13 protein-coding genes are annotated in these 12,980 nt (G+C 64.9%); 1 reads left to right on the top strand and 12 read right to left on the bottom strand.

Going from position 1 to position 12,980, the window contains the following annotated elements; all coding sequences use genetic code 11:
• Nucleotides 1-23: 23 nt before the first annotated feature.
• The 5 genes from P9292_RS06585 to P9292_RS06565 all read right to left on the bottom strand — a co-directional run bounded on the left by P9292_RS06585 (nt 24) and on the right by P9292_RS06565 (nt 4,907).
• Nucleotides 24-818 (bottom strand): ABC transporter permease, encoded by a 795-nt coding sequence (locus tag P9292_RS06585; protein WP_250468432.1) that lies wholly within the window; start codon nt 816-818, stop codon nt 24-26.
• Complete coding sequence (locus P9292_RS06580; RefSeq protein WP_370652234.1) at nt 815-1,684, bottom strand: ABC transporter permease; 870 nt, start codon at nt 1,682-1,684, stop codon at nt 815-817. Before P9292_RS06580 ends, P9292_RS06585 begins: the two co-directional genes overlap by 4 nt.
• A gap of 38 nt (nt 1,685-1,722) precedes the next feature.
• Nucleotides 1,723-3,033 carry an FAD-binding oxidoreductase gene (locus P9292_RS06575; RefSeq protein ID WP_309958385.1) on the bottom strand — a complete coding sequence of 437 codons (1,311 nt, stop codon included), beginning with the start codon at nt 3,031-3,033 and terminating at the stop codon, nt 1,723-1,725.
• A gap of 2 nt (nt 3,034-3,035) precedes the next feature.
• Nucleotides 3,036-3,749, bottom strand: coding sequence for an HAD-IA family hydrolase (locus tag P9292_RS06570; protein ID WP_250468434.1), 714 nt, complete (start codon nt 3,747-3,749; stop codon nt 3,036-3,038).
• 81 nt (nt 3,750-3,830) lie between these two features.
• Nucleotides 3,831-4,907, bottom strand: a complete 1,077-nt coding sequence (locus tag P9292_RS06565) for an ABC transporter ATP-binding protein (RefSeq protein WP_309958384.1) — start codon at nt 4,905-4,907, stop codon at nt 3,831-3,833.
• Nucleotides 4,908-5,010: 103 nt separating this feature from the next.
• Here P9292_RS06565 and P9292_RS06560 point away from each other — a divergent pair, with 103 nt between their 5' ends.
• On the top strand, nt 5,011-5,982 hold the full coding sequence (locus tag P9292_RS06560) for a LysR family transcriptional regulator (RefSeq protein WP_250494137.1): 972 nt from the start codon (nt 5,011-5,013) through the stop codon (nt 5,980-5,982).
• Here the strand turns inward: P9292_RS06560 and P9292_RS06555 are convergent.
• Genes P9292_RS06555 through P9292_RS06525 form a run of 7 tightly spaced genes read right to left on the bottom strand, consistent with a single transcriptional unit; the run spans nt 5,896 to nt 12,960 of the window.
• Nucleotides 5,896-6,342, bottom strand: a complete 447-nt coding sequence (locus P9292_RS06555) for a helix-turn-helix domain-containing protein (protein WP_250510724.1) — start codon at nt 6,340-6,342, stop codon at nt 5,896-5,898. The two genes, P9292_RS06560 and P9292_RS06555, sit on opposite strands and share 87 nt — an antisense overlap.
• Complete coding sequence (locus tag P9292_RS06550) at nt 6,339-7,508, bottom strand: FAD-binding oxidoreductase (RefSeq protein WP_244830121.1); 1,170 nt, start codon at nt 7,506-7,508, stop codon at nt 6,339-6,341. The genes P9292_RS06555 and P9292_RS06550 overlap by 4 nt, the downstream gene beginning before the upstream one ends.
• Nucleotides 7,505-8,923, bottom strand: coding sequence for an FAD/NAD(P)-binding oxidoreductase (locus P9292_RS06545; protein ID WP_250468438.1), 1,419 nt, complete (start codon nt 8,921-8,923; stop codon nt 7,505-7,507). Before P9292_RS06545 ends, P9292_RS06550 begins: the two co-directional genes overlap by 4 nt.
• Nucleotides 8,902-9,222: a (2Fe-2S)-binding protein gene (locus P9292_RS06540; protein ID WP_244830119.1), complete on the bottom strand. Its 321-nt coding sequence runs from the start codon at nt 9,220-9,222 to the stop codon at nt 8,902-8,904. Before P9292_RS06540 ends, P9292_RS06545 begins: the two co-directional genes overlap by 22 nt.
• The gene (locus tag P9292_RS06535; protein ID WP_309958383.1) at nt 9,219-11,066 is read right to left on the bottom strand and encodes an ABC transporter ATP-binding protein; all 1,848 of its coding nucleotides are present in this window, start codon (nt 11,064-11,066) and stop codon (nt 9,219-9,221) included. Before P9292_RS06535 ends, P9292_RS06540 begins: the two co-directional genes overlap by 4 nt.
• Entirely contained in the window at nt 11,063-12,007 is a 945-nt protein-coding gene (locus P9292_RS06530) for an ABC transporter permease (protein WP_309958382.1), read from the bottom strand. Before P9292_RS06530 ends, P9292_RS06535 begins: the two co-directional genes overlap by 4 nt.
• A complete protein-coding gene (locus P9292_RS06525; RefSeq protein WP_244830116.1) occupies nt 12,004-12,960 on the bottom strand; it encodes an ABC transporter permease in 957 nt (318 codons plus the stop codon). Before P9292_RS06525 ends, P9292_RS06530 begins: the two co-directional genes overlap by 4 nt.
• Nucleotides 12,961-12,980 lie beyond the last annotated feature (20 nt).

The raw sequence follows: 12,980 nt of genomic DNA, 5'->3' as shown, positions 1-12,980 counted from the left end.
GCGTTGATCCGTTTCTATAAGCGTTAAGTGCGCGCCACCGCCGAGCGCCGGCTCACGACGACGATCATCACGAGGCACAACGTAATCGCCGTGAGCATGGTGCTGATGGCCGCGATGGTCGGATCGATCTCGTCGCGCAAGGTGACGAACATGCGACGCGTGAGCGTCTGGTTGCTGCCGCCCGAAATGAACAGCGCGACGACGGTTTCATCGAGCGCCTGAATGAAGACGAACACCGCGCCCGAGATCACGCTCGCGCGAATCTGCGGCAGCGTCACCGCCATGAAACTGCGAAAGCGGTTCATGCCGAGACTGCGCGCGACCATTTCCTGCGTGCGGTCGAAGCTGCGCAGATCCGCGCCGACCGAGATGAGCACATAAGGCAGACCCAGCATGGTGTCCGCGATGATGAGCCCGCCCAGCGTATTCACGTATCCCGCTTGCGTGAACACGAAGAACACGCCCACCGCGACGATGATGATCGGTACCATCATCGGCAACATGAGGAGCGTGCGCAGATAGCGCATCGACCAGTGCGAGCCGTACTGAATGCCATAAGCCGCCGCAATACCGAGCGGCGTCGCTATCAATGCCGCGCATGTCGATGCGGCGAACGTCGTCTTGGCTGCGTCGATCCACGCGGGGTTGTCGAAGAACGCGTGATACCAGCGCAACGAATACGCGGGCGGCGGAAAGGTCAGAAAGCGCGCATCCGAAAACGACAGCGGCACGACGATCACCACCGGCACCATCAGGAACACGAGGATCAGCAGCACCGATGCGCCGAGTATGATCCGGCCGAGCGACAGTCTCTTCATTTCGCCCCCAGCGTTTTTTCGAGCGGAATCACGCGGCTCGCGAGCCAGAAGATTGCGAAGACACACAGCAACAGCACCACGCTCACCGAACTCGCCGCGCCCCAACTGTTGTAGATCTCCACATTACGGCTGACGATCATGGAGACCATCATCGACTTGCCGCCGCCCATGAGTTCCGGCGTGATATAGAAGCCCAGGCACAACACGAAGACGAGTGTCACGCCCGCGACCACGCCGCCCATCGAGAGCGGCAGGAACACGCGCATGAACACATGCAAGGGCGAACCGCCGAGACTCGCGCCCGCTTGCGACAGGTTCGGCGGAATCTTCTGCATCGCCGAATAGAGCGGCAGCACCATGAAAGGCAAGAGGATATGCACCATCGCGATGATCGTGCCGAACTGGTTATACGAAAGCTGCAAGGGCCGCTCGATCAGCCCCATGCCGAGCAGCGCCTTGTTGATGAGGCCCGTGCGCTGCAACAGCACGAGCCATGCGTAAGTGCGCACGAGCACGCTGGTCCAGAACGGCAGAATGACCATGCCGAGTATCAGCGCGCTCCATCGCGGCGAAACCGATGCCGCGAAATATGCGACCGGATATCCCAGCAAAAGCGTCACGCCCGTCACGATGATGGACAGCTTGAACGTCAGCAGAAAGGTGTCGAGATAAGCGCCCGTGAAAACGCGCCGATAGTTCACGAGCGTGAACGCGCCTTCGTGATAAATGGACTGCCACGACAGCCACGCGAGCGGCACCACCAGCAGCACGATCACCACGAACAACGCGGGCGCCATGAGCAGCAGCATGGCGCGGTCTTCGCGTCGTTGATGGCGCACCGAAGGGTCGGTTGCGGCGGCATGCATCGGCGCTGCATCCTCTAGTATCCGTTTGGCTATCGTCATCATGCACCCACGGCGTCGAGAAACTGATACCACGCGGCGACGAGCCTCACGCCCGGCGCGCGCAGCGCATGAAAAGGCACCGGCCGCAAGCCGTCTTGCGCGAGCAGCGCGAGATCGGGCTTGTCGCCGAGGGCGAGCGCCGCTGCATGTTGACCGACGAGGCTCGCCATGGAAATCCCCGCGCCGTTGTAGCCGAGGCAGAACGTGGTGGCGTCGTCGCTACGGCCGACATGCGGCAGCGCGTTGAAGGTCATGCCGACATAGCCCGACCAGCGGTACTCGACCGGCACGCCGTTGAGTTGCGGGAACAGCGCGATCATCGCGCGTTGCAACGCATCGAAGCCGGTTGGCTCGCCTTCCTTGCCGAAGGCATCGCGTCCGCCGAAGAGCATGCGGCCATCCACCTTGCGAAACCACTTCATCATGCGGCGCGTTTCGGCGTAGCTGCGGCGATTGATCATCAACTGCGCGTCGAGGTCGGCGGGGAGCTTCGCGGTTGCGATCATCGCGCTGCGAAACGGCACGAGTTCGCGATGATAGGCGGCGGTGGCATCGGAAAGATTCGAATAAGCGTTGGTCGCGACGATCACCTGTTTCGCGCGCACCGTGCCGCCAGGCGCACGCAGGATCACGCGACGATCGTCCGCGCGCGTCATGTCGATCACCGGTGTCGATTCAAAGATCGGCACGCCGCGCGCAGTCAGACCGTCGGCAAGCCCGCGCACGTATTCCAGCGGCAAGATGGTGCCCGCGTCCGCGCTCAACACGCCGCCCACGAAACCACGCGAACCCGTCTCGTTTTCCACTTCGGCGCGCGACTGCACGCTCATGGTCGTGTCGCCGAGTGTCGTGCGAACCCACTCGGCTTCCGCCCGTATCGAGGCGAAAGCGCGCTCGGTATGGGCGCAACGCAGACTGCCCGTGTGCTCGAATTGCGCGGCCTGCAAACCGAATTCGTCGATGAGCGCTTCCACCGCGCGCACGCCCTCGTGCGCGAGCCGATGCATGCGCTTGGCCATAGCGACGCCATGCGCGCTCGCAATCGACGGAAACGACAGCCTGAATTTCGACGACACCACGCCGCCGTTGCGACCGCTTGCGCCCCATCCGACCGGATTCGCATCGAGCACGGCGCACTCCACGCCGCGCTTTTGCAAGGCATGGGCGGCCGTCAGCCCCGAATAGCCCGCACCGATGATCGCGACTTCCACATCGAGGTCGCGAGCCAAGGGCGCCGTGGCGGCAGCGGGGCCGGCCATCGCCCGCCAGAGCGAGTCGGGCGCGGGACGCGGCGTCGTCGGGGCGCGCATGATCAGGCGGCGGCGCGCAGTTCGGCCTCGACCGCATCGGCGAGCGCGCCGAGGGTCGCGAACTTGAACGTCGGCGTCGTCACGTTCTCCGGCACGGGCGTGGCGCCGAAGCCTTTCTGACCTTGACGGCGTTCGATCCAGCACGTCGCATAACCGAGCTTCGTCGCGACGCCGATGTCGTGATACTGGCTCTGCGCCGTATGCAGAATCTCGTCGAACTTGTAGCCGAACGCAGCCTGACGTCCACGGTTGTAAGCGAAGAATTGCGGGTCGGGCTTGGCGACACCGGTTTCGTCGCAGCAGACGGTATCGTCGAACGGATTGCCGAGCGTATGCGCATACGCCGACAGCGCGACGCGGTCCGCGTTGGTCATCGCGACGAGCCGGAAGTGCTTGCGCAGGCGCTTCAATGCGGCAACGGAATCTTCGAAGGCGGGCCATTCGAGCACGTCGCGCTGGAACGCAGCAGCCGATTGCGCGTCGTCGGGCAGACCGAGTTCCTTCGCCAGATGCAGGTAGACGTTGGCCATCTCATGGCTCGAACGCCCCGGATACTTCGCGCGGCCATCCATGTACGGCGTGAAGATCTGGTCATCGGTCAGGTCCTTTGCCTTCGGGCCGCCCAGACGCCGCACGGAATCGAGCACGCCTTTTTCGAAGTTGATCAGCGTGCCGACGACATCGAACGTCAGGACCTTGAAATCGGTGAGATTCATTGCATCATCCTTTTGCGGGTTGCGTATGAGTTGGCAACATGTGCCAGTCGAATCGCCCGTGCACAGGCGATGAAAAACCGTTCATGCGGGCACGACGATGGTGTCCGCGGGATCGAGCGCCACGATCATCTCGGCGCCCGGCTGGGGAATGCGGCGGCGCGCCTCGAAGCTGCCGGGCTGTCTCAGGCTGATGGCCGTGCCGTCTGCGAGCACCGCGAACACGCGCAGACTTTCGCCCTGATAAAGCACTTCGGTCACGCGACAGGAAAAGCGGTTGGCGTTTGCTTGCGCGTCGCCATGCGCGATGAAAAGCTTCTCCGTCTGCACCGCGAGCAAGAGCTTCTCGCCGCGTGGCAACGGGTGCGCCGTGCGCAAGACCGTGTTGCCGAGACGCACGGTGTCGTCGCCCGCGCGGCTCACGTCGAGCAAGGTCGCCTCGCCGATGAAGCTCGCGACGAACGCATCGCAAGGACGGTCGTAGAGACGCTCGGGCGTGTCGATCTGCACGAGCTTGCCGTCTTTGAGCACGGCCACGCGGTCGCTCATGGTGAGCGCCTCGCGCTGATCGTGCGTCACGTTGACAATGGTCGCGCCAAGCCGCCGATGCAGCCGCCGCAGCTCGATCTGCATGGTCTCGCGCAATTGCTTGTCGAGCGCGGAGAGCGGCTCGTCCATCAGGATCAGTTGCGGCTCGAAGACCATCGCGCGGGCGAGCGCCACGCGTTGCTTCTGCCCGCCCGACAACTGGTCGATGCCGCGATTCTCGTAGCCCGCGAGTTCGACCATCGCCAGGGCATCGGCGACCTTCTTCGGCCAGGTGGATTTCGGCTTGCGTCGCGCACGCAGCGAGAACGCGACGTTCTCGCCCACCGTCATATGCGGAAAGAGCGCGTAGTTCTGGAACACGATGCCGATATCGCGCTTGTGCGGCGGCGCAAATGTAATGTCGCGCTCGCCGACCCAGACGCTTCCGGACGTTGGCTGCACGAAGCCGCCGAGAATGCCTAGTAGCGTGGTCTTGCCCGAACCCGACGGGCCGAGCAACGAGACGAATTCGCCCGGCGCGATGTCGAGAGAAACATCGTCGAGTGCGGCCAGCGCGCCGTAGCGCTTGGTTGCCGACCTGATCGATACGCCGGTTTTCGCTCGTGCATCCATGAGTGTCGTCTCGTGTCTTCGGGCTTGAGGATTAAGAAAAATATACGGCGCGATGTTTTTGACGGCAATTCCAAAATTGTTGGATCGGGCATAACATCAGGTCATGCCAAACCTTCGCAAGAAACTGCCCAGCGCCAACGCGCTCTTCGTCTTCGAAGCGGCCGCGCGCTGCGGTAATTTCACGCGTGCCGCGCAAGAACTTTACGTGAGTCAGCCTGCGGTCAGCCGCATGCTCGCGCGCATGGAAGACCATATCGGCGTGCGGCTTTTCGAGCGCGTGCGCGGCGGCATTGAACTGACGGAAAGCGGGCGCATTCTGTATCGCAAGATATCGGAAGGCTTCAATGGCATAGAAAGCGCCATCCGCGAAATCGAGGCACGCGCCACCGGCGTGGAGTCGGTCACGCTGTCGGTTTCCACCGCCTTCACCACGCACTGGCTGATGCCGCGCATGAGCCGGCTCAATCAGGCGTTTCCTTCGGTGGACCTGCGCTTTCAACTGATCTCGGGGCGCATTGGCGGGCCGCTCGTCGATGTCGATCTCGGCATGCGCTTCCTTCACGATGAAGAGATCGACGAGAACGCCGTGCTGGTCATGCCCGAAGCGCTGCTGCCGGTATCGAACGAGCGATACCACGAAACCGCGTGCACCGAAGCGGGCCGCGCGCATGGCGATACGGTGATCGTCATGGACGACGGCGAACGCGGCTGGCATGAGCGCTTTCATGCGTTCGCCGACCAAGAGCGGCATGTCGCCGGCATGCTCAGTTTCAACGACTACGCCATCGTCGTGCAGGCCGCGTTGCTCGGGCAAGGCATGGCGCTCGGCTGGCTCAACGTGGCGTCTCACTGGCTCGCGCAAGGCGCGCTCGTGCCGGCGGAACAGGAACTCATCGTGACGAGCCGGCGCTGCTGCCTCGTCACGCCGCCGAACCGGCCGTTGCGGCCTATCGTCGCCGACGTGCGCGACTGGCTCATCGCGGAAACGCTAGGCGACATGCGCGTCGTCGAGAGCAAGTATCCGCGGCTCGGTCTTCGCGATGCCCTTAAGGCAACCGGCATCGAGCTTGGCTGAACGCGTGTCCGCATGGTCGCGTGCGTGCTCGATGAACGTGCTCGGCGTCATGCCGCACAAGCGCTTGAAATGCCGCGCGAGATGGCTTTGATCGAAAAAGCCGACTTCCGTCGCCACCACCGATCCCGGCATGCCCGCGAGCAACAGACTCTGCGCACGCCGCACCCGCACGCGGCACAGATACTTGTAGGGCGAAAGCCCGATCTGCTCGCGAAACACGGTCGCAAAGCGCGACACCGACAACGCCGAGACATCGGCGAGCTGCGCAAGACTCACGGTCTTGTCGAAATTCGCTTCGATATAGGCGAGCGCGTTGCCGAGCACGGCGGGCTTGATGTTCGCGTGGCTCTCGTGGTTCATGAAGAAGTCTCTGACGTGGCCGATTCCGCGTGTGCCGATGCGCCGCGCTGGAATCGTTGAATGGAGAACGAATCGAGAGGAATGGGTGTGGCGCCGGTATCGAGCAGTTCCGCGAGCGTTTCGCCCACGCCCGGCCCGATCTGAAACCCCGAGCCGCTGAAACCGAACGCATAGAAGAGGCCATCGGCTTTCGTACTCGGGCCGATCACCGGTTCCGAATCCGGCAGATAGCTTTCGACGCCGCTCCAGACGCGAATCACATGCAAGGGTCCGAGCGCCGGCACCATGCGGCGAAACTGCGCCATCTGCGCGACGGTGTTTTCCGGCAGCACGCCCGCGCGGCGCGTGGCGATATCGGCGGGACCGGGCGGGCCGCCGCCGAGCACGAGATTGCCGCGCGGAATCTGGCGGAAGTACACGCTCTCGGCCTTGACCGTCGTGTAGACGCCCATCGAATGCTGGAAGACATACGGCACGGGTTCGGTCACAGCCATTTGCGGGCCGCGCGCGACGAGCGGCACAGGCTCGCCGAGTTGCGTCGACAAGGTATTGGCCCACGCGCCCGCGCATACCAGCACTTGTTCGGCGCGATAGATGTCGCCCGCCGCGCTTTCCACGCGGAAGCCGCCCGCTTCTTTCTCGATACGCACCACTTCCGTGTTCTCGACGATGCGCGCTCCGAGCCGCGCCGCCGCACGCCCGAACGCAGGCGCGGCGAGTCGCGGATTGGCGTGGCCATCGAGCGGCGAAACGGATGCGGCAAGGACTTCGCGGCCGAGGAAGGGGAAGCGCTCGAACATCGCCCGGCCTTCGAGCACTTCGAGATCGAGGCCGTGGGCGCGCGCTTCATCGGCATAGCGCTGAAAATACTCGGCGTCGTGCGCGTGATAGCAGACGCGCGTATGGCCCGAAGGCAGGAATTCGACATCTTCGCCGAGCAGTTCCCGCGAGCGTTTCCAGGTCTGCAAGGCGCGATTGGACATGGCCAGTTGCGAAAGCGCGCGGCCCTGGCGACGCACGCCGCCGAAGTTCACGCCGCTTGCCTGCTGCCCGGTGAGACCGCGTTCGAGCACGATCACGGAACGCTTACGGCGGCGCAAAAAAAATGCGGTCGTCGTGCCGACGATACCGCCGCCGATCACGATCACATCGGCGCGCTCGTTCATTCGCTCAGCTCCTTTTCGATTCCTCGATGCACTTCGTCCTGCGGCGTCACGGCCATCGGCAGCGGCTTGACAGGCGCTTGTCCGCGCAGACGTCCGACCGCTTCGAGCGGCACGCGCGCCTCGGCGGCGATGACTTCCGCGCCCGCGTGCGCGCAATATCGGCCCTGACAGCGGCCCATGCCGACGCGGGAAAACGCCTTCGCGCGATTCGCTTCCCGCGCGCCCATTTCGCGTACCACGCGACGCAATTCGCCCGCTGTGATGGCTTCACAGCGGCAGACGATCGCCTCGTCCGGAAGCGCGGCAGCGAAGCGCGCGGGCCACGGGAAAGCGGCCCGCAGGCCGGCGGCGAATCGCGTGAAGCGCGCGAGTTCGGCGCGTAATTGCGTGACGCGCGCGTTGTCGGGCGCGAGCCCCGCATCGTGCAAGGCGGCGAGCGCCGCGAGTTGTCCGGAGCGCTCGGCGGCGTCCGCGCCGCGCACGCGTGCGCCGTCACCCGCGAGATAGACGCCGGGCACGCTGCTGCGGCCATCGCCGTCGATGCGAGCAAGCCATTGCCGGGCGGCCTGATCGAAGACGAACTCGCAGCCCGCGAGATCGGCGAGCTGCGTTTCGGGACGGAGGTGATAGCCGAGCGCGACGGCATCGCAGGCAATATCGAGTTGCGCGCCGTTCGCCGTTTCAACGCGCACGCCGGTGACGCCATGTTCGGCCGTCCCGCCGATGCCAACCGGCGTGATGCCGCGATGCACCGCCACGCCCGCGCGACGCAATACGCGCATCAAGCCGATGCCCTTGACGAGCGTCGATGGCATGGCGAGCAGTTGCGGCAACGCGCGAATGCGTTGTGCAAGCGTCGAGGTGTCCAGCACCGCACCGACCGTCGCGCCTGCTTTGACGTATTGCGCGGCGACGAGATAGAGCAGCGGTCCCGTGCCCATCAGCACCGTGCGCGCGCCGATTGCACAGCCTTGCGACTTCAGCGCGACCTGCGCGCCGCCGAGGCTATACGTGCCTGCGTGATGCCAGCCCGGCACCGGCATGAGGCGGTCGGTGGCGCCGCTGCACACGATGAGCGCGTCGAAGTCGAGCTTGCGATAGCGCGTGCCGCTGACGATGTGCACCACGTTCGGTTCGATGTTCCACACGAGCGTCTCGGGCAGATAGTCGATCTGCGCGCGCAAGCCGTCGAACGTGCGATGCAGCGACTGAGCGCGGACGGCTTCGCTGCCATAAAGCGTTTCATACGAGCGCGAAAACCCGTCGGGCTGCCGCCGATAAATCTGCCCGCCGTCGCGCCGTCCTTCATCGACCACGGTCGGACGCAAGCCCGCGCGCACGAGCGCTTCGGCTGCGCGCACGCCCGCCGGTCCGCCGCCGATGACCACGACCTTCAAACGCTCGCGCGCGGCCATACACCCTCCTTCGTCTGACCGATGCGTGTGACGATCGACATGCCTTCTTCAACCGGCGTCGTGCAGGCGCGCAGGCGTTCGCCGCTCGCGGTCCAAACCCAGCAATCCTGGCACGCGCCCATCAGGCAGAAACCGGCGCGGCGGCCATCGCCGAACTCGGAATCGCGCAAGGTGTCTTGCGCCGTCAGCAGCGCGACCATCAGCGTGTCGCCTTCCTTGGCCTGTGCGATGCTGCCGTCGATAACGATGGTCACCGTTTTGCGCCCCGTCTCCGCCACTCTCACGAAACGTGCGTTCATGCAGCCACCGCGTTGTCTTGTGTCTGCATGCGCGTGAGGTCGTCGGCCGAGCGGTGGCACAGAATGGCGGCGCCCGAAGGCAAGGTCTTGACCGATGGCGGTGTCACGTTGCACTTGCCGTCGATGCGCACCGTGCAACGCGCACGGAAGCTGCACAACGCATCCACGCCGCTATCCGAGCCGAGCACGGGCAAGGCAGTCAGCGTCGATGCGCGCCGCTCGTCGAGCCAGCCCGGTTGCAGCGCAGGCACCGAATCGACGAGCAGACCCGTGTACGGGTGATACGGCGGATGCGAAAGCGACTCGCGCTGGCCCGCTTCGACACACTGGCCCGCATACAGCACGATGACTTCGTCGCAGATGGCCCGCACCGTCGAGATGTCGTGGCTGATGAACATGAGCGAGACGCCGAGTTCGCGGCGCAATTCCGCGAGCAGATCGAGAATGGCCGCGCCGACCACCGTATCGAGCGCGGACGTGACTTCGTCGCAGAGAATGAGCGCGGGGTCGGCGGCGAGCGCGCGCGCCAGATTCACGCGCTGCTTCTGTCCGCCCGACAAACCGCCCGGCTGGCGCTTCGCAATCGCTGCGGGCAGCTTCACCAGATCGAGCAGTTCCAGCATGCGCTTCCGTGCCGCCGCACCGCGCAGGCCGTGATAGAAGTTCATCGGCCGCGCGAGAATATCGGCGATGGTACGGCTCGGGTTGAGCGCGGTATCGGCGTTCTGGAACACGATCTGCACGCGCCGGTATTGTTCGAGCGTACGTTCGGAGAGCTTGGCCGGCAGCGGCTTGCCGTCGAGCAGCACGTCGCCGCGCGCCCGGTCCACCAGACCCGCGACCACGCGTGCAAGCGTCGTCTTGCCCGATCCCGATTCGCCGATCACACCGAGCGTGCTGCCACGCGCGATCTTCAGGCTCACGTCGTCGAGCACGCGCACGGCGGGCACGCCGTTCGCATCGACACGGCCATAACCCGCGCTCAGGCGGCGAATTTCCAGCAACGGCTTTTCACCCTGACTGGTGAACGGCGAGAGTTCGGCGAGCAGCGCATTGGGACGGCGCACCGCGCCGAGCAACTGGCGCGTGTAATCGTCGGCGGGAGCGTCGAGCACTTGCGCGGTCGCGCCGTTCTCGCGCACGCGTCCGCCGTTCAGCACGACGATGCGGTCCGCCATCTGCGCCACCACGGCGAGGTCGTGCGATACGTACACCGCCGTCGTGCCGAGTTCGCGCACCACGCGCTTGAATGCGGCGAGGACTTCGATCTGAGTGGTCACATCGAGCGCGGTGGTCGGTTCGTCGAACACGACGACGGCGGGATCGGTGATCAGCGCCATCGCGGCCATCAACCGCTGCAACTGCCCGCCCGAGACCTGATGCGGATACCGGTCGCCAATGCTTTCCGGATTCGGCAACGCGAGCGCGCGGAACAACGCGACCGCCTTCTCGCGCGCCGCCGCGGCGGACATGAGTTTGTGCAGCAACGCGGGCTCGGTCACCTGATCCATGATCGTGCGTGCCGGATTGAATCCCGCCGACGCGCTCTGCGCCACATAAGCCACCGTGCGCGAACGCAGCGCGCGACGGCCCTTTTCACTCAGTTCGAGCACTTCGGTGTCGCCGATCTTGACGGAACCGCCCGCAATCGCGCAGCCGGTGCGCGCATGGCCGAGCAGCGCCAGCGCAATCGTCGTCTTGCCCGAGCCCGACTCGCCGATCAGCGCGAGCACTTCGCCCTTCTTCACGACGAAGTCCACGCCTTTCACGATCTCGACGACCGGGTCCGGCGCCGCGCCCGCGACCACGCGCAGGCCTTTCACTTCGATCATGTTGGTGGTCATTGCGCGCCTCCGTTGCCGCGCGCACCGTGGCGGTGCAGGCTGTCGATGAGCAGATTCACGCCGACCGTCAGCGTGGCGATGGCGACCGCCGGCATGAGCACGGCCGGCGCGCCTTCCGCCAGACCGCCGATGTTCTCGCGCACGAGCGAACCCCAGTCCGCGTTCGGCGGCTGGACACCGAGGCCGAGAAAGCTCAGGCCCGACAGCAGCAACACGATGAACACGAAGCGCAGACCGAAGTCGGCGAGCATCGGGTGGATCATGTTCGGCAGCACTTCGACGCGAGCGATATAGAACAGCTTCTCGCCGCGCGCTCTTGCCACCTGCACGTATTCGAGCGTCATGATGTTGACCGCGAGCGAGCGCGAAATGCGGAACGCGCCGGGAATGTAGGCGAGCGCGGCGACCATCGTCAGCATGGGAATCGACGAGCCGAACGCGGCGATCACCACCAGCGCGAGCACCTTGCTCGGAATGGAGATGAGCGCATCGAAGAAGCGGCTCAGGATTTCATCGACCCAGCGGCCGGACACAGCCGCGATCAGACCGAAGAACGTGCCGATGAAACTCGCGAGCAGCGTCGCCGCAAGCGCGAGGCCCACCGTGTACTGCGTGCCGTACAGCACGCGGGAAAGCATGTCGCGGCCGAGATAATCGGTGCCCAGCCAGTGCGCCGCGCTATAGCTGCCGAAGATGTCGATGGAAGTCATCGCGCCGCCTTTGTACGGCGCGACGAGCGGAGCCAGGAACGCAACCGCGAGCCAGAAGACGACGATGAAAAGACCGATCAAGCCGAGCACCGAGAAGCGTCCGGCGAGACGTCGCAACGGGCCGCGCTTCTGCACGACGACCGGCGCTTCGGCCACGTCCGGTAGTCCGGGATCCGGCTCGTACATGACCTGCGAGGCGTGTGGCACGTGAGGTGTCGAGGGACGATTCATCGTTGACGCAGCCTCGGGTTGGATACGATCTGGGCCAGGTCGGCAATCAGCACGAGCGCGAGATACGCCGCGCAGAACACCATGACGCAGCCCTGCACGAGCGGCATGTCGCGGTTGGTGACGGCATCGACCATGAGGCTTGCAAGACCGGGATAGTTGAAAATCGATTCGACGATCACCACGCCGCCGAAGAGATACGAGAGACTCAGCGCCACCGCGTTCGCAATCGGGCCGATGGTGTTGGGCAAGACGTGCCGCAACACCACGCGCATCGGCGATGCGCCCTTGAGACGCGCCATCTCCACGTAAGACGCGTTGAGCTGATCCAGCACCGCCGCGCGCGTCATGCGTGCCATTTGCGCGACGATCACGCAGCAGAGCGTCATCACCGGCATCGCGTAGACCCGCAAGAGCGCGCCGAACGACGACACATCCGAGAGATACGAGAGCGCTGGCAGCCAGCGCAGCTTCACCGCGAAGATCAGGACGGCGATGGTCGCGACGAGAAACTCGGGCACGGCCACGGTCGAAAGCGTCAGCACGTTGAGCGCGCGGTCGAGCAGCGAGCCGCGAAACATGGCCGACACGATGCCGATGAAAAGCGCCACCGGCACCGAAACCAGCGCGGTCAAACCGGCCAGCACGAGCGAATTCGGCAGACGCGAGGCGATCAGCTGACTCACCGGGAGATTGTTCGACAGCGACGTGCCGAAGTTGCCCGAGACCACGTGCACGAGCCATTGCACGTAGCGTTGCAGCGCGGGCTGATCGAGCCCGTACTCGTGACGCAGCGCCGTGACCTGCTCGGGCGTGGCCGCCTGGCCGAGCGCCTGCTGTGCGGCATCGCCGGGCAAGAGACCCGTGATGCCGAACACCACCGCCGAGACGATCAGCAAGGTCAGCAACGCGAGGCCGATGCGCGTGGCGACGAGTCGTTGCGCATGAACTTTCATCGGATATCGCCTCCGGTTTG

The sequence above is a fragment of the Caballeronia sp. LZ001 genome, from assembly GCF_031450875.1.
Classification (GTDB): Bacteria; Pseudomonadota; Gammaproteobacteria; order Burkholderiales; family Burkholderiaceae; genus Caballeronia.
Note: the sequence above shows the minus strand (reverse complement) of the source record. Positions and strands in the feature narration are given on the sequence as shown.